The following is a 15,726-nucleotide window of genomic DNA, read 5'->3' on the forward strand; positions in this document are numbered from 1 at the left end:
AGGAAAAACCCCGGAACCAATGGGCCTTCCCTCGCCCTTTGATAGGCATCACGAATGGGTGGGGCTGGGGGGATGACCGGACCCTTCTGATGCTGCATGATGAGGTTTTCGAGAAGGAGCCTCAGATGCAGATCACCATTCGTCACGCCGAACCGGCCGATGCTCCCGCCTTGCGGGATCTCTATGCCATGCCCAACGCCCAGGCGGGCACCCTGCAACTGCCGTATCCGACCCTGAGCGTCTGGCAGAAGCGGTTGGAGAACGGCAGCGTGGTGGCGCTGGTGGCCGAGGTCGACGGCCTGCTGGTGGGCCAGCTCTCGCTGCATATCGAGCCCAATCCCAGGCGCAAACACGTGGCCTGCATCGGCATGGGGGTGCGGGATGACTGGGCCGGCAAGGGCATAGGCTCGGCCCTGTTGGGGGCCGCGCTGGAGATGGCCGACAACTGGCTCAACCTGCAACGTGTCGAGCTCACCGTCTACACCGACAATCCGGGGGCGCAGGCGCTCTATCGCAAGTTCGGCTTCGTCGAGGAGGGGCTGGCCCGCGGCTTCGCTTTTCGGCAGGGTGAATACGTGGATGCCCTCTACATGGCGAGGATCCGGCCATGATCGACTACCGCCGCCGTCTCGTCCCTGTGCTGCGGGCGCTGGAGCGAGATCCCGATCTCTCCATCGAGGCGCTGGCGGATCGGGCCTGCCTCTCCCTCTACCATTTTCACCGGGTGTTCACCGCAGTGGCGGGCGAGGCGCCGGGGGAGATGTGTCGGCGGCTGCGCATGCAGCGGGCAGCCTGGCAGCTCTGCTACACGGACGCCAGCGTCACCGCCATCGCGCTGGGGGCGGGCCTTGCCAGTTCACAGGCGTTCGCCAAGGCGTTTCGCCGCCATTACGGTTGCACCCCTGGCGAGTTTCGCCGCGACAAGCGCAAGAATGGACACCTGGAGAGCAAGGATGGACACGCATGGGAAGGTTCGTCCCCTTATGCTGAAGGCCACTCATCAGCAAGGAGCAACACCATGAAAACTGTCGAGATGGACGCCCGTACCCTGGCCTATATCCGGGTCACAGGCCCCTATGGCGAGGGGTATGATGCCGTCTGCGGCCGCCTGTACCAGTGGGCGGCCACCCGCGGACTCGATCAGGGGGAGTGGATCTTCATCTACCACGACAACCCTGAGGTGACGCCACCGGCCCAGTGCCGCACCGATATCGGCGTCACTGTGCCTGCCCAGACCCGGGGCGAGGGGGAGGTGGAAACCCAGCTCATTCCCGCCGGGCGTTATGCCCAGTCCCGCTACCTCATCACGGATCGCAGCCTGTACGGGCCGCGCTGGCAGGAGCATGTGGGCGACATAGTCGCGGCCGGGCTGGAATTTGGCAGCGGCCCCTGTTTCGAGCTCTACCACAGCGTGAGCAACGATCCCCTGCGCGACGATGTCAGCTTCTGCTCCAGCGTGCGTTAGGCATCAATCAATGACAAGAAAACGAGGCGCCCACGGGCGCCTCGTTTTCTTGTGAGATGGGTGACACCGTCTCGGCACAGCCGCACCCGTGAGAGCAAGATGTCTGCCCGCATCAAGGCTGGCTCGGCACCTTGTACCGACGCGACTTCCACCACCAGCGCAGGCGGATCTGCGGGATCAGGCATATGGGCCAGCATGAGACTACAGGCCGAATCTGGCCCGCTCGGTTAGGGTTGGCTGGGCACCTTGTCCCGGCGCGATTTCCACCACCAGCGCAGGCGGATCTGGGAGATCAACATGCCTGCCAGCATCAGGGCACAGCCCACCATGGCGCGTTCATCCAGGGTCTCGCCGAGCAGCAGCACACCGCCGATGGCGGCGAAGACAGTCTCCAGACTGAGGATGATGGCGGCGTGGGCCGGATGGGCGCCGCGCTGCCCCACCACCTGCAGCGTGTAGCCGATACCGACCGAGACCAGACCGGCATAGAGCAGCGCCTGCCAGCCCGCCACGGCGCCGCTCATGGTCGGCGTCTCCATGGTGAAGGCAACCCCCAGGCTGAGCAGGCCGCACACCAGGAACTGGACGCCGGCCAGGCGGATCGGCGCGACCCGGCTCGAGTAGTGATCCAGCACCAGCAGATGAATGGCCCAGAACAGGGCGCCGATCACCTGCAACAGGTCGCCGTAGCCTATGGTGAACTCCTCGGTCACGCTCAGGTAATAGAGCCCGGCCATGGCGATGAGGGCGCCGATCCAGGTGTTGGCCCCGGTCTTGTGGCGCAGGGCCAGGCCGATGACGGGTACCAGTATGATGTAGAGGCCTGTGATGAAGCCCGCCTTGGCGGCCGTGGTATAGAGCAACCCCACCTGCTGCAGGGAGGCGGCGCTGAACAGCACGACACCGGCGAGCAGGCCCCCGGTCAGCAGCAGGCGGCGATCACCGGACTGACCGGTGGGCTGGCGTGACTTGAGCCACCATAGCAGCGGCAGCAGGGAGGCGGCACCGAGCAGAAAGCGCAGGCCGTTGAAGGTATAAGGCCCCATGTGATCCATCCCCAGCCGCTGGGCGACGAAGCCCAGCCCCCAGATGGCGGCGGCCATCAGTAACATCATGTTCGAACGCATACGAATTCATCCCTGAAAAGGTGGCGGGCAGGCACCCGTCCGCAAAGCTCCAGCCACCAAGATAACCGTGCTCGGGGGGATTTGTCTTTAACGCTCGCGAGTTTGGTCCGCAGGAGGGGCCGCGAGGGGAAAAGGGTGGCAGCCGCAGAATGGCCGTGCAGGGGCCGGATTGATCCGTATGGCTGCTGAATAAGCGTCGCCTTCAGCTGTTGGCGAGCTTGGCCAGCAAGGGGATCAAGGGGAGCAGCAAGTGCCTTGCTGCCCAGGCTCAGGATCAGCCGTTATTGCGGTTTCATGGCGGCTGCCTTCAGCTGTTGGCGAGTCTGGCCTGCAGGGGGATCAGGGTGAGCAGCAAGAGCCTTGCTACCCAGGCTCAGGATCAGCCGTTATTGCGGTTTCATGGCGGCTGCCTTTAGCTGTTGGCGAGTCTGGCCAGCAGGGGAATGAGGGCGAGCAGCAAGAGGTTGCCGCGCAGGATCCAGATCACCCAGAACTGCTGCTGGATGGAGACCATGGGGGCCCGACCCTGGCGAAGGGAGCGGCGCCAGCGATAGAAGAGGCGGCTGGGGTAGCCAAAGCTGATGGCCATCACGAAGAACAGCAGCAGCTTGGTGCGATAGCCGGGGTTGGCGAGCAGCACGGCGGGCTGTTCGGGGTGGGCGAGCACCTGCAACACCCCCGTGATGAAGATGAGCAGCAGGGCCAGCGCCGCCAGGCCGTCGGCCAGCAGCAGCTTGCGCACCTGTTCGATGGACATGCCGCGCCGGAACAGAAAATACTCTGAGGTGATGGCCCCGGTCAGGGTGATCACGGCGCAATAGTGCAGCGCCATCAGCAGATCCGGGTTCAACATCCGTGTCGACTACCTCTTGTTGAGCACATAACCAGCTTCCTTTTGGACGCCATCCCGTGGTGCTGATATTCTGACACTACATCATGTCTGACGGTAGCAGGAGTCCGGGTTGGATAAGCGTGTTGTCTCCAAGAAAACCTGGTCCCTGGTTGCCCGGATGCGGCTGGGGCTGCTGCTGCTGTTCATTCCCGTGCTGATGCTGGGCGGCATCTACTATCTGCACATGGAACGCAGCCTGCAAAACGAGTTGCAGCAGCGTCTGCTCGCCACCAATCACCAGTTGCGTCACGTCTTCATCGAGCCCTATCTCCAGGAGATGGAACGGCAGTTTACGCTTATCTACGACCAAGTGAAGGTGGAAGATATCAGCGGCCCCCGCCTGTACAATACCGAGACCTATCTGAAGGAGTGGCGGCTCTACAAGGGGGTGATGGCCGACCTCATCTACATCTATGTCGGCACGGCCGAGCGCCAGATGCTGATTTACCCCAAGTGGGAGGCGGATGCCAATTTCGATCCCAGGGTACGCCCCTGGTATCAGCTGGCCAGCCAGCATCTGGGCAAGATAGTCTGGACCGAGCCCTACTACGACTACACCAATGGCAACCTGGTGATCGCCCTGGCGCGGGCCCTGACCGATGCCAGCGGCAAGGTGCGGGGGGTGTTTGCGGTCGATGCCATCCTGGCGCCCTTCTCGGCCCAGCTGAACCGCCAGGCCGACAACGGGTACCAGATGATAGTCAACCAGTCCGGCAAGGTGCTGGTGCACCCGGATCCCGCCCAGTTGCTCAAGCCCATGACCCATCCCCAGTGGCTCTCCCGCTTCAAGCAGGGGGATGGCATCTTCCTGGACAAGGCCTCCCAGCTGTTCGTGGCCTACAGCAAGTTGCCTGAACGCAACTGGGTGCTCATCAGCGTGCAACCGGCGGCCAGCGTCCAGGCCGCGATCGACAGGGTCTCCCTCAATGTGCTGCTGATGGTGGCGCTGGCCTGCGTGCTCTATTTCGTGCTGGCACTGGTGTGGTCCCGCTATTTCCGCCGCATGCTCGACGAGATCTCCTCCATGATCCGGGCCAGCCGGACCCAACCCGATGACGTGCCACAGGGCGGGATGAGGGAGCTCAAGGACGTCTACGCCGAGCTGGCCGAGGTGGGCAAGGATTATCACGAGGCGCGCCAGCAGGCCCATCTGGACAAGCTGACCGGCCTCTACAATCGCCGCTTCTTCGACGAACGCCTGACCCGGCTGTTGCTCGAACACCAGCCCTTCTGCCTGGCCATGGTCGATCTCGATGACTTCAAGCGGGTCAACGACAACTATGGCCACCAGACCGGGGACGTGGTGCTCAAGCGGGTGTCCAAGCTGGCCATGCGGCTGCTGGGGGATCATGGCTGGGTCTGCCGTTACGGCGGGGAGGAGCTGGTGGTGCTGATGGTCAACCCGGACACCCACTTCTGCCTGATGCTGCTGGAGCAGTTTCGCAAGGGGGTGGAGTCACTGGACTGGCGCGAGCCTGGCCTCAGACTCACCTTGAGTGGCGGGCTGGTGGCCAGCCATGGGGTGACGCACGGCCAGACGCTGCTGGAGGTGGCCGATGCCGAGGTCTATCGTGCCAAGCGCGATGGCAAGAACCGCATCTACCTGGGCAAGCCGCAGGAACTGGTGGCCGGAGAGGGGAGCTTGCCAAAAGGCAGCCTGTTGAGCAACGAAGAGGCCTGAGGGCCTCTTCTTCATTCAGCCGATCAGCCGACCAACTGCCAGTCCAGGGTGGGCCAGGCCTGCTCGACGGCGACCTGACGCAGGCCGGGAGCCGGATTGACCGCATGGGGATGGGTCACGGCCCGCAGCAGTGGCAGGTCGTTGTGGGAGTCGCTGTAACCGTGGCTCTCCTGCCAGAGGTTGTCGTTCCCGGTGAAGAGCTGGTTGATGCGGGCCACCTTGCCTTCCCGAAAGCTGAGAGTGCCGCGAGTCTGGCCGGTCAGCATGCCCTCTTCCTCATCCAGCAGTATGGCGACGCAGTGATCCATCCCCAGCATCTGCGCCATGGGGGCCACCAGATGCTCGCCGGAAGCGGAGATCAGCACCAGCTCGTCACCGCGCTCCCTATGCCACTCGATGCGTGCCAACCCTTCCGGATAGATGCGCGCCCGCAGCACCTGCTCGGCGAAGTGCTGGCACTGCTGGCCGAGCCACTGGCGCGACTTGCCCGCCAGCGGCCGCAGGGTGAAGGCCATGTACTGATGCATGTCCATCTTGCCCTGATGGTAGAGGGACATCATGGCCTGCTCCTCGGCAATCATGTCCGCCGGGGCCAGCTCCTGGGCCACCATGTACTCCAGCCAGAGGCTGGCGGAATCCCCGGCAATCAGGGTCTCGTCCAGATCAAACAGTGCCAGTGCCATGACGGCTCCTTGGGTTGGTGGCCGGCATCTTGATGCCGGCCGAAAACAGAATGGGATACATGGCCTTATGCTACCTCACACAGCTGATCCCGGGCCACCGCCAGAGTGACACTTGTGCCTGCCGGCAGCAGATCCCGGGCCGAGCGGTTGAGGCAGTCCACCGTCAAGAGTCCCGCCTCGCACGCCACCTGATAGCGGATGACGTTGCCGAGCAGCTGCTGCTGGCGAACTATGCCGGGCAGGCTGGGCTCGCTACTGGTCGCCCCTGCGGGCAGCAGTGTGATGGACTCCGGCCTCAGCGCCAGCTTGCCCTGAAAACGGGGGCCGAACAGGGACTTGCCCTGCTCTGCGTTCAGCAGGTTGTAGTTGCCGATAAAGCTCGCCACAAACTCGCTGGCGGGGCGGGTGTAGATCTGCTCAGGCGTGCCGCTCTGGACTATGGATCCCTTGTTCATCAGGAAGATCCGGTCCGACATGGTCAGCGCTTCTTCCTGATCATGGGTGACGAAGATGGTGGTAAGCTCGAGGCGCTGCTGGATCTCGCGGATCTGCAAGCGCAGGCTGCGGCGGATGCGGGCATCGAGGGCCGAGAGCGGCTCGTCCAGCAACAGGATCCTTGGCCGCACCACCAGGGCGCGGGCCAGCGCGACCCGCTGGCGCTGGCCACCGGAGAGCTCGCTCGGATAGCGGCGCTCTAAGCCATCCAGCTCCACCAGACTCAAGGCCTCCTGCACGCTGGCCGCCAGCTCCCGTCCCGGCTGGGGTTTCATCTTGAGGCCGAAGGCCACGTTGTCCCACACCGTCATGTTGGGGAACAGGGCATAGCTCTGGAACACCATGCCGATGCCCCGTTTCTGGGGTGCCTGCCAGGTGATCTCTTCACCGGCCACCCGCACCTGACCGCCATCGACCGGGGTGAGCCCGGCCAGCGCCCGCAACAGGGTGGATTTGCCGCAGCCTGAGGGGCCGAGCAGGGTCACCAGCTCCCCCTTGCGGATGCCGAACTCTATCCCCTCGAACACCTTGGTCTCGCCGTAGGATTTGTGCAGTTGGGTTACTTCTAGATGGAACATGGTTGGTCACCGATGAAAGCGAATAATGGGCCAGCCCAGGCTGGGGGCGGTATGGAGTCGGTCGGTGTGGTGCGGGTTGTCCGGTGGATCATGGCGCGTCACCGATGGAATCTGTTTGCCGCCCAGGTGAGCAGCAGGGTCAGCAGGAAGTAGCTCATCACCAGCGCGCTGGTGAAGTGGCCCGAGGTGGCGCGCATGTTGTAGAGGTAGACCTGCAGTGTCTCGTAACGGGTGCCCACCAGCATGTTGGCGAACACGAACTCCCCGAGCAGGAAGGAGAGCGACAGAAACAGCGCCGCCAGCAGCCCCTTGCGCAGGCAGGGGATCACCACCAGCGCGAAGGCACGGGCACTGCTGGCCCCCAGCAGGTGGGCGGCATCCATCAGATCTTTCAGCGGTACACCCTGCAGGCTGTTGGCCAGCGCCCGGTACATGAAGGGCAGCACGACTGTGAACCAGGTGCCGATCAGGATCCAGGGCGTGCCGACTATGGGCAGCGGACCGTCGGCGTAGATCTGCAGCAGCCCCACCGAGGAGACCACGGGCGGCACCGCGAAGGGGAGCAGGATCAGCAGGTTCATCCAGGGATCCAGCCTGGGGAAGTAGTAGGCCACCACCAGCACGGTCGGCACCAGCACCAGGGTTCCGAGCAGCAGGGTGGCGAAGCAGACCAATAGGCTTCGGCCAAACGCCGCCAGAAAGCGCGGGTCGCCCCACAGCTTGAGATACCAGTCGAGAGTGAAGCCGTCTGGCAGCAGGGTCGCCCCCCAGCGGGTGGAGATCGAATAGAGAAAGGTGGCCAGCAGCGGCAGCAGCAGGGTGGCGACCAGCGCCCCCAGCACCCATCTGGGCCAGCGCGGCGTCAGGTCATGCATCTTGTCGTCTCCCGCCATGATGTGGGCCAACTGCACCCAGCTTGTTCGATCCAGAACACGGTGTCAGGTCATGCATGGGATTGCCCCTTGTTCACATAGCTCTTCTTCAGCAGCCACTGGTTGGCGGCCGTCACCACTCCCAGCAGCACCATCAGGATCACCGCCAGCGCCGCCGCCAGATTGGGCTCGAGGAAGATGTCGCCTGAGACCAGGCTGGCCACCCTGATGGTCACCAGGTTGAAGTTGCCCGTGGTGAGGGCGTAGGCGGAGGCATAGGCCCCCACCGCGTTGGCAAACAGGATGATGAGAGTGCCGAGCAGGGCGGGAGTGAGCACAGGCAGCGCCACGTGCCACACGTATTGTCTCTTGCTGGCGCCCAGCAGGGCGGCGGCCTGGGGCCAGTCATCCTGCAGCGCATCGAACGCCGGATAGAGCAGCAGCAAGGCGAGCGGGATCTGGAAGTAGGTGTAGATCAGAATAAGGCCCGACCCCGAGTAGAGGTTGAAGCCGTCGATCCAGCCCCAGGATTTGAGCAGCAGTGTGACGGCGCCGTTGATGCCGAGAATGATGATAAAGGCGAACGCCAGGGGCACGCCGCTGAAGTTGCCGGTCATGGTGACAAAGGCCAGCAGCAGCCGCTTCACCCGCTCGCCGTTGTGGCGCAGCGCAGCGGCGCCCAGGGTACCGATGACGAGCCCCGCCAGGCTGGCTATGCCGGCGATACGCAGGGAGTTGGTGAAGGATTGCAGGTAGAAGGGGGAGCCCAAAATTTCCCGGTAATGGTCGATGCCCCAGCCATCCGGGGTCTGGAAGCTGCCCACCAGCACCCACACCATGGGGGCGAGCTGGAACAACATCATCAGCAGGATAAAGGGGAGCAGCACCAGGGCGGGCAGCCAGTGGCGGCGGGCTCCGTGCAGGATCTTCACGGGTTGATCCGCCGCGATCCTCGTGGTGGCAGGCATCATCAGTGCACCTCGCGCATAAAGGCCGCCTTGAGCAGCTGTGGTGCGGCTGGCTTGTCGTGGGGAATGCCCAGCAAGTCGGCCATCAGGGCGCAGAGCTGGGTCTGGGCGATCGTCGCGCCCTCCGGCCACTGGGCCACAAAGGCATCGCCAAACAGCCAGAGCGGCACGCTGCGCTCTTCTGGCAAGGTGCCGCCGTGGCTGAGATCCTCGTTCATGCCGTGATCCGAGGTGACCACCAGCTGATACCCTTCTGCCAGCCACTGGGGCAGCAGATCGGCCAACAGGCTGTCCATGCGGCGCGCCTGGTTGCGGTACTGGCGAGAATCCAGGCCAAACTTGTGGCCCGCATCGTCCACCCCCATGGGATGGATCAGCAGGAAGTCGGGGTCGTACTGGGTGCGCAGCCATTCGCCGTCCAGCAGCAGGTGGCTGTCGGGGTAGTTGTCATCCCAGTAGAAGCAGCCGTGCTGGATCGGCAACTTCTCGTCATGGGTGTAACGATCCCGCAGCGCCAGCCAGGGGCTGCGGTTATAGAGTTCGCTCACCCAGTGATAGGCCGCGGCGGCGGTGCTTTTGCCCGCGGCCCGGGCGAGATGGAAGATGGATTCATGCTGGCTCAGGCGACTCACCCCGTTGTGGGTGATGCCGCTGGTTACTGGCGGTACGCCGGTCAGGATGCACTCGTAGAGGGGCCGGGAGAGAGAGGGCAGGGCGCAGCTCAGGGTCGTATACAGGCCGCGCTCTGCCTCCACCATGCCTGTGAGGTAGCCCATGGTGTGGGCTACCTCGGCAGACAGGCCATCCACAAGTACCACTATCACCTTGTGTTGCACAGGCTGTCCTTACTGCATGTTGATCATGACGGTTTCCTGCCACTGGCGCGGCAGGGCCTTGGAGCTCTGCTCCCAGGCGGCATGATCCTGCACCGGCTTGGCATTGGCATATTGCTCGGCGGGCAGCAGCTTGGCTTTCACATCGTCCGGCAGCACCACGTTGCTGCGGATGGGGCGGGCGTAGCCACGGGCCAGGTTGATCTGACCGGCATCGGAGAGTATGTATTCCCGCGCCAGCTTGGCGGCGTTGGGGTTCTTGGCCCACTTGTTGATGATGGTGGTGTAGCCGGCGATGACGGAGCCGTCGCTCGGGATCACCACATCAAACTTCTTGGGGTCTATCTTGTCGCGGTAGTTCAGCGCGTTGAAGTCCCACAGCACGCCCACTTCCACCTCGCCCTTCTCGATATTGGCGATGGAGGGGTCGTTCAGCGACAGGCGACCCTGCTTGGCCAGCTGGCCGAACAATTCCAAGGCGGGCTTGAGATTCTTCTCGCTGCCGCCGGTGGCATAGGCCGCCGCCAGCACGCCGTTGTTGGCCTGGGAGGCCACGCCCACGTCACCCAGAGTCACCTTGTAGTCGCCGCCCAGCAGGGATTGCCAGCTGGTGGGGGCGGCCTTGACCAGATCCTTGTTGATCAGGAAGGCGATGGTGCCGGTATAGGCCAGCATCCAGTGGCCGTCCGCGTCCTTGGCCCAGTTCGGAATATCGGCCCAGGTGGAGGGCTTGTAGGGCTGGGTGACCCCCTGCTTGACCGCGACCGGGCCGAAGGCACCGCCCACGTCGCCGATGTCGGCGGTGGCGTTGGCCTTCTCGGCGGCGAACTTGGCGATCTCCTGGGCCGAGCTCATGTCGGTATCCTGATGCTTGATGCCGTAGATGTTGCCCAGCTGCTGCCAGGTGTCCTTCCAGTTGGCCCAGCTGTCGGGCATGCCTATGCTGCTGAGCTGGCCTTCACCGCGGGCGGCTTTCTCAAGATCCGCGATGTTCTCGGCGGCAAACAGTGGCTGACTGATGGCCACCAGGGCCAGTGCACTTGCGATCACGCTTTTCATCATCCCATCCCTCTGGACTAGGTCAGTTAAGGTTCGAGAGGGATGCTAGAGGGGAAATATGACGGTGGCGGGGCGCTTTGATGGCAGTTTGATGACAATCGCCCTGTCACGGCACTGTCATCCACAGCGGTTACAACTCAGGACCGACAGCCGCTGGTCTACTCCAGGCGGACGCAAACCGGAATGACCGACAGGGATGTGACAGTGACAGAGCGATTGAGCGAACAGGGTGTGGCCGCTGGCCGCAGCCCCTCCAAGTGCGAACAGATTTGCCAGACCCTGCGCCGCTATATCGGCAGCGGCCAGCTGGGGGCTGGGCAACAGTTGCCCGCCGAACGGGCCTTGAGCGAGCGTTTCGCCACCACCCGCATCACCATCAAGGAGGCGCTCTCCAGCCTGGAGGCGGACGGCCTCATCTACCGGGCCGAGCGGCGCGGCTGGTTCGTGGCGCCGCCCCGGCTCACCTACGACCCTGCCATCCACACCCATTTTCACCAGTGGATCGGCGAGCAGCAGCGCATTGCCGAGACCCGGGTGCTGGCCCACGGCAGTGCGCTTGCCAGCAGCGAGCTGTGCCGCTGGATGGGGCTGGATCCCTTCACCCCGCTCTACGAGATCCGCCGCCAGCGATTGATCGACGGTCGACCCGTGCTCCACGTCAGCCACCACCTGCTGGCCAGCCGTTTCCCCGATATCGCCAGCGCGCCGCTGGCCAGCTCACTCACCGAGCTCTATCAGCAGCACTATGGCATAGGCCAGGGCGGTGCCAGCCTGGAGATCACCCCCTCGGCGGCGCGGGGCGCCATCGCCCGCGCCCTCAATCTGGCGGAAGGGAGCGCAGTGCTGCGGCTGGTGCGGGTCAACTATGACGAGCGAGGGGGGCTGGTGGATTGCGATATCGAGCACTGGCGGCCGGATGCCATACGAATTCATCTCGACACCCGGGCGCTGTCGCCTGCATTCAGCCCCTCAAAATGTCCCCATATGGCGGAGTCACAATGAATCAGCGCGCACTGGCAGGCACAATGGCGACAGGTATCTGTCGGGATATGCGCGTGCTGCAGCCGATGGCAGCAAGACGATCTGAATTGCCGCTATCGAGCTGACCAAAGCAGACGGATCCCGCAGGATCCGCCGGGATCAGTTGTCGATATTGGGGATCAGGTCGTCGAAGCTCTGGTAACCGCAGTCCGCCAGCTGCAGCGACATAGTGTAGGTCTTGCTGCCCTCGCGCTGGCCGATGGCGGGGCGGTTGAGCTTGAGCTCCTGGTGCCAGTACTCCTTCATCCGCTCGATCAGCGCCATGGCCTCGCTCTCACCCAGATGGAGCTGGCACAGCGCCATGTAGTTGTTGGACTTGTGCATGTTCTCCACCAGATAGTCCCCCAGCACTGACATGGCCTGGCGCGCCTGCTGGCGGGCGAAGCGGCTGTGCTGCTCGAAGCTGATGCGCTCGCTGATGAGGAAGTGGTAGCTGTTGTCTATGCCGAGCTGCAAGATGCCGAGCTTCTCCAGCTTGCGCAGGTAGAGGTAGCAGGAGGCATCGGTCAGGCCGTACTCCCGCTTGAGATCGATGAGGGTCTTGTCGCGCCAGAAGATGTTGGCGAGAAAGGCGTAGAGGCCCGGCTCCTTGTGGAATGCCTCGTCCTGCTCCTGGGTGAAGACGGCGCGGCGGCTCTGGGCATCCTGGGTGCGGTCCAGCAGCTCCTCGAACGAGAGCCCCACCAGGTGGCAGATCTCCAGCAGGGTATCGAACGGCAGGGAGGGTTTGTTCATCATCCGCTTGATGGTGGCGATGGAGACCCCCATGGCTTCTGCCAGGGTCTGATAGCGGATCCCCTTGTCGGTCAGGGTCTTCTTCAGGGTGTCGAGAATATTGTTGGCCAGGGTCTGGCTGTAGGTCATGCAACTATTCCTTTATCTGCATCTTTATGTTGTGTCAGAAACTGGGTTCTTTTTTAGTTATGGGCTCAGATACTGACACTTAAAAAAACCAGAGGAAATAAACCCGTCGTAATCGGTTGAAATGGCCAGACCAGTCAAGTGTGAAGGTTGCAGATAGTGATACTCTGCGGTGCATATCCTTCAACCATTCAACATTTTGCTGGTGGCGCATAAAACATCGCGCATAATTCAAAACGAATCGGATTCAAGACCTTCCTGGTTGAGAAATCGATTGTTTGCTTCCAATTTAAGGGTTTTTTAAACCGCAAGGTTTTTATTCTTTCCTGGCATTGAGCGGAACTCGCAAGAGGTCCGCTTTTTTCTTTTCCCCGAATTTGCGCCCGCCGTCAAGCGAAGGCGATCGCCGCCTCCATCCGTCATGGCTAAGGCTCCCCGGCCTCACTCCCCCTTGCAGGGAAACAGCTTGGGGATCTCCCGCACCAGCCAGCTCTTGGCCTTGCCCATGGTATCGCGCCGCCAGGCCAGTACGACCTGGATCTGGTGACGATACTCGGGGCTGATCACCTTGAGGCGGCCCGCCTTGATGTCCTCTTCTATCCAGCTCAGCGGCATGGTGCCGACGCCTATCCCCGCCAGCAGGGCATCACGTTTCTCCGCCATGGTACTGACGGTGAGACGTGGCTGCTTGTCGAGCAGGCGATAGGTGAGCACCGGCTTGCGCAGCGCAGAGTCCGCCACTGCGATGGCGCGGTAGCGGCGCAGCGTCTCGTCCGCCAGGGGCTCGGGCTCCTGATGCAGCGGGTGATCCGGGTGGGCGACGTAGAGCATCACCTCCTCCTGCAGCGCCTGATGCTTGATGCCGGTCAGCATGATGTCGGGGTTGAGGGAGGAGATGAGCAGGTCGGCCCGGCCATCTTCCAGACACTCCCAACTGCCCGCCAGCACCTCGGCGCGAAACCTGAGCCGGGTATCCGTCAGCTCGGCCAGCCTTTCGACCAGGGGATAGAGCGCCTGCAGCGGCACCAGGGCATCGACGGCTATGGTGATGTCTGTCTCCCAGCCACGGGCCAGCGCCCGGGTCTCGCCCACCAGATGCTCGGCGGCCTCCAGCAGCACCCGGCCCCGCTCCAGCAGCATGCGGCCGGCCGGGGTGAACTTGGTTCTGTGGCCGCTGCGGTCGAACAGCATGGCGTCCAGCTCGTCTTCCAGCTTCTGCACCGTGTAGCTCAGCGCCGAGGGGACCTTGCCCAGCTCGTCGGCGGCCGCCGCGAAGCTGCCACGGCGATCGATGGCGTCCAGCACCCGTATGGCTTCCAGGGTCAGCGCCCGTTCCTTGTTCGATTCCTTGGCCATTTCATACCTTCAATTTTTTTGAACATGTTTGCCAGTTTATCTCGCTAACAACTTAGGCCAAGTGTCTTTAATATTCAATCAACGCTTAGGCAGGAAGGCCAAGCGGCCAAATAAACAGTAGTTCCGGGCTGAGGCATCACAAAGAGTGATGTCTGATGTCGGTAAAAGAACAACACACTATTTGAATAACCTCTTGCATGGATGCATTGATTCTGGCCGAACCGGCCTTGGCAATGACATAAAAACCAAGAGAGTGAATGAACATGAAAAACGTAATCAAGATGCTGGCCGTTGCAGGCCTGATGACAGCCGGCTTTGCTCAGGCTTCCGTTCCCGCTGACCTCAACGCCGCGCCGGGTGTGCTGTTTGTGAACTGGCACGCGAGTGCCGCGGTGGAAGGCAAGGGCAATCCCATGCTGGAAGTGCGTGACGAGTCTGGCGACCTGGTTGCCTCAGTGCATGCCAACCTGATGGGTAGCCAGCAGGTACAGATCCCGAGCCGCACCCAGGGCAACCTGACCGTGAGCCTGGGTGATCAGAGCAGCGACTACCGCATTCCGTTCGGCATCGGTAGCGGCAAGCAGCGTTAATCAACCGTATCGGTACGTGAGGAGCACACCATGATGAAATTGAGAGCCGCAGAAGCGCGCGGCAAGGCCAACTTCGGCTGGCTGGATGCGCGCCACAGCTTTTCCTTCGGGCACTACTACGACCCGGACTGGATGGGGCATTCGGTGCTGCGGGTCATCAATCAGGATCTGGTGGCACCGGGTGGCGGATTCGCCACTCACCCTCACGCCAACATGGAGATCCTGACCTGCGTGCTGCAAGGTACCATAGAGCACAAGGACAGCCTCGGCCACGCCGAGCAGATCCCGGCAGGGGATTTCCAGCTGATGAGCGCAGGGTCCGGCATCCGGCACAGCGAGTACAACCCCTCGCAGACCGAGCCGCTCTCCCTGCTGCAAATCTGGATCGAGCCGAACGAACACGGCACGACCCCCGGCTATCAGCAGAAGAAGATTGAAGCCAACCCGGGATTGACGCTGGTGGCGTCACCGGATGGCGAAGCGGGATCCTTCAGGATCCGCCAGCAGGCCCGCGTCTGGCGGTTGCAGCTTGAACCCGGTGAGAGCCTCGCCTGGGCGCTGGCCGGCCGACACGGCTACCTGCAGATGATTTCAGGGGAGCTGACCGCCAACGGTCTGGCTGCCCGACCCGGCGACGGGGTACTCAGTCGTGATGAACCCAAATGGGATCTGGTGGCAATGAGTGCCAGCCAAGCCCTGTTATTTGACCTACCCTGAAGCAGTCAGCGGTGATTTGACATACAACGAGGAGTTTGAAATGGACAAGATGAAAGATGTGGCACTGCTGGTGGGTCGCGTACTGCTGGCACTGATGTTTGTGATTGCAGGCTGGGGCAAGATCGGCGGCTATGCCGGTACCCAGGGTTACATGGAAGCCATGGGCGTGCCCGGATTCATTCTGCCGCTGGTGATACTGCTGGAGCTGGGTGGTGGCCTTGCCATCATGCTGGGTCTGTTCAGCCGCAGCATCTCTGTGCTGATGGCCGGTTTCACCCTGATGGCCGCCTTTATTTTCCACTATCAGCCTGCGGATCAGATGCAGATGCTGATGTTCATGAAGAACGTCTCCGTGGCCGGTGGTTTCCTGGCCCTGGCGGCGGCCGGTACAGGGGCCTTCAGTCTGGATGCCCGCCTCGGCAAGAACTGGTAATACCCGGATAGTGAGAGTTTTCCAACGCCTTTTGGCCGGTGCAGCAGCACCGGCTTTTTTATGCCCGCCATTGAC

General features: G+C 62.6%; 17 protein-coding genes. 7 read left to right on the top strand and 10 right to left on the bottom strand.

Translation table 11 applies throughout. The annotated features are described in order from the left end of the window. Nucleotides 1-125: 125 nt before the first annotated feature. Together AACQ95_RS05170 and AACQ95_RS05175 are read left to right on the top strand one after the other, a co-directional pair. The gene (locus tag AACQ95_RS05170) at nucleotides 126-611 is read left to right on the top strand and encodes a GNAT family N-acetyltransferase (RefSeq protein ID WP_043556093.1); all 486 of its coding nucleotides are present in this window, start codon (nucleotides 126-128) and stop codon (nucleotides 609-611) included. Continuing rightward, nucleotides 608-1,465, top strand: a complete 858-nt coding sequence (locus AACQ95_RS05175) for an AraC family transcriptional regulator (RefSeq protein WP_241280846.1) — start codon at nucleotides 608-610, stop codon at nucleotides 1,463-1,465. Before AACQ95_RS05170 ends, AACQ95_RS05175 begins: the two co-directional genes overlap by 4 nt. A 227-nt stretch (nucleotides 1,466-1,692) precedes the next feature. Here the strand turns inward: AACQ95_RS05175 and AACQ95_RS05180 are convergent, their stop codons facing one another. Next, nucleotides 1,693-2,592 carry a DMT family transporter gene (locus AACQ95_RS05180; protein WP_241280847.1) on the bottom strand — a complete coding sequence of 300 codons (900 nt, stop codon included), beginning with the start codon at nucleotides 2,590-2,592 and terminating at the stop codon, nucleotides 1,693-1,695. A gap of 412 nt (nucleotides 2,593-3,004) precedes the next feature. Beyond that, a complete protein-coding gene (locus tag AACQ95_RS05185) occupies nucleotides 3,005-3,445 on the bottom strand; it encodes a DUF2214 family protein (protein WP_241280848.1) in 441 nt (146 codons plus the stop codon). A 109-nt stretch (nucleotides 3,446-3,554) separates the two neighbouring features. On the opposite strand from AACQ95_RS05185, the gene AACQ95_RS05190 reads away from it, so the two are divergent. Then, nucleotides 3,555-5,165, top strand: a complete 1,611-nt coding sequence (locus tag AACQ95_RS05190; RefSeq protein WP_241280849.1) for a sensor domain-containing diguanylate cyclase — start codon at nucleotides 3,555-3,557, stop codon at nucleotides 5,163-5,165. Between the two features lie 23 nt (nucleotides 5,166-5,188). Here AACQ95_RS05190 and AACQ95_RS05195 read toward each other — a convergent pair whose 3' ends face one another. From AACQ95_RS05195 to AACQ95_RS05220, 6 genes are all read right to left on the bottom strand, one after another. Continuing rightward, a complete protein-coding gene (locus AACQ95_RS05195) occupies nucleotides 5,189-5,848 on the bottom strand; it encodes an HAD family hydrolase (RefSeq protein WP_241280850.1) in 660 nt (219 codons plus the stop codon). Nucleotides 5,849-5,913: 65 nt separating this feature from the next. Further along, on the bottom strand, nucleotides 5,914-6,921 hold the full coding sequence (locus AACQ95_RS05200) for an ABC transporter ATP-binding protein (RefSeq protein ID WP_043556044.1): 1,008 nt from the start codon (nucleotides 6,919-6,921) through the stop codon (nucleotides 5,914-5,916). A gap of 98 nt (nucleotides 6,922-7,019) precedes the next feature. After that, nucleotides 7,020-7,796 (bottom strand): ABC transporter permease, encoded by a 777-nt coding sequence (locus AACQ95_RS05205; protein WP_241280851.1) that lies wholly within the window; start codon nucleotides 7,794-7,796, stop codon nucleotides 7,020-7,022. A 68-nt stretch (nucleotides 7,797-7,864) separates the two neighbouring features. Next, nucleotides 7,865-8,764: an ABC transporter permease gene (locus tag AACQ95_RS05210; RefSeq protein WP_241280852.1), complete on the bottom strand. Its 900-nt coding sequence runs from the start codon at nucleotides 8,762-8,764 to the stop codon at nucleotides 7,865-7,867. Continuing rightward, nucleotides 8,764-9,597, bottom strand: a complete 834-nt coding sequence (locus AACQ95_RS05215) for an alkaline phosphatase family protein (protein WP_241280853.1) — start codon at nucleotides 9,595-9,597, stop codon at nucleotides 8,764-8,766. The genes AACQ95_RS05210 and AACQ95_RS05215 overlap by 1 nt, the downstream gene beginning before the upstream one ends. A gap of 9 nt (nucleotides 9,598-9,606) precedes the next feature. Further along, entirely contained in the window at nucleotides 9,607-10,653 is a 1,047-nt protein-coding gene (locus tag AACQ95_RS05220; RefSeq protein ID WP_241280855.1) for an ABC transporter substrate-binding protein, read from the bottom strand. 183 nt (nucleotides 10,654-10,836) lie between these two features. Here AACQ95_RS05220 and AACQ95_RS05225 point away from each other — a divergent pair, with 183 nt between their 5' ends. Then, nucleotides 10,837-11,655 (top strand): UTRA domain-containing protein, encoded by an 819-nt coding sequence (locus AACQ95_RS05225; protein ID WP_181003729.1) that lies wholly within the window; start codon nucleotides 10,837-10,839, stop codon nucleotides 11,653-11,655. Nucleotides 11,656-11,793: 138 nt separating this feature from the next. Here AACQ95_RS05225 and AACQ95_RS05230 read toward each other — a convergent pair whose 3' ends face one another. Together AACQ95_RS05230 and AACQ95_RS05235 are read right to left on the bottom strand one after the other, a co-directional pair. After that, on the bottom strand, nucleotides 11,794-12,558 hold the full coding sequence (locus AACQ95_RS05230; RefSeq protein ID WP_043141465.1) for a helix-turn-helix domain-containing protein: 765 nt from the start codon (nucleotides 12,556-12,558) through the stop codon (nucleotides 11,794-11,796). A gap of 438 nt (nucleotides 12,559-12,996) precedes the next feature. Beyond that, a complete protein-coding gene (locus AACQ95_RS05235; RefSeq protein ID WP_043556051.1) occupies nucleotides 12,997-13,911 on the bottom strand; it encodes a LysR family transcriptional regulator in 915 nt (304 codons plus the stop codon). 257 nt (nucleotides 13,912-14,168) lie between these two features. Between AACQ95_RS05235 and AACQ95_RS05240 the strand changes: the two genes are divergently transcribed. From AACQ95_RS05240 to AACQ95_RS05250, 3 genes are read left to right on the top strand one after another with little or no spacing between them, the layout of a single operon-like run. Next, nucleotides 14,169-14,501: a hypothetical protein gene (locus AACQ95_RS05240; protein ID WP_241280856.1), complete on the top strand. Its 333-nt coding sequence runs from the start codon at nucleotides 14,169-14,171 to the stop codon at nucleotides 14,499-14,501. Between the two features lie 30 nt (nucleotides 14,502-14,531). Continuing rightward, on the top strand, nucleotides 14,532-15,218 hold the full coding sequence (locus AACQ95_RS05245) for a pirin family protein (protein WP_043141459.1): 687 nt from the start codon (nucleotides 14,532-14,534) through the stop codon (nucleotides 15,216-15,218). A gap of 40 nt (nucleotides 15,219-15,258) precedes the next feature. After that, nucleotides 15,259-15,651: a DoxX family protein gene (locus AACQ95_RS05250; protein ID WP_241280858.1), complete on the top strand. Its 393-nt coding sequence runs from the start codon at nucleotides 15,259-15,261 to the stop codon at nucleotides 15,649-15,651. Nucleotides 15,652-15,726 lie beyond the last annotated feature (75 nt).

This window comes from Aeromonas sp. MR19, assembly GCF_963899305.1.
GTDB lineage: Bacteria > Pseudomonadota > Gammaproteobacteria > Enterobacterales > Aeromonadaceae > Aeromonas > Aeromonas bestiarum.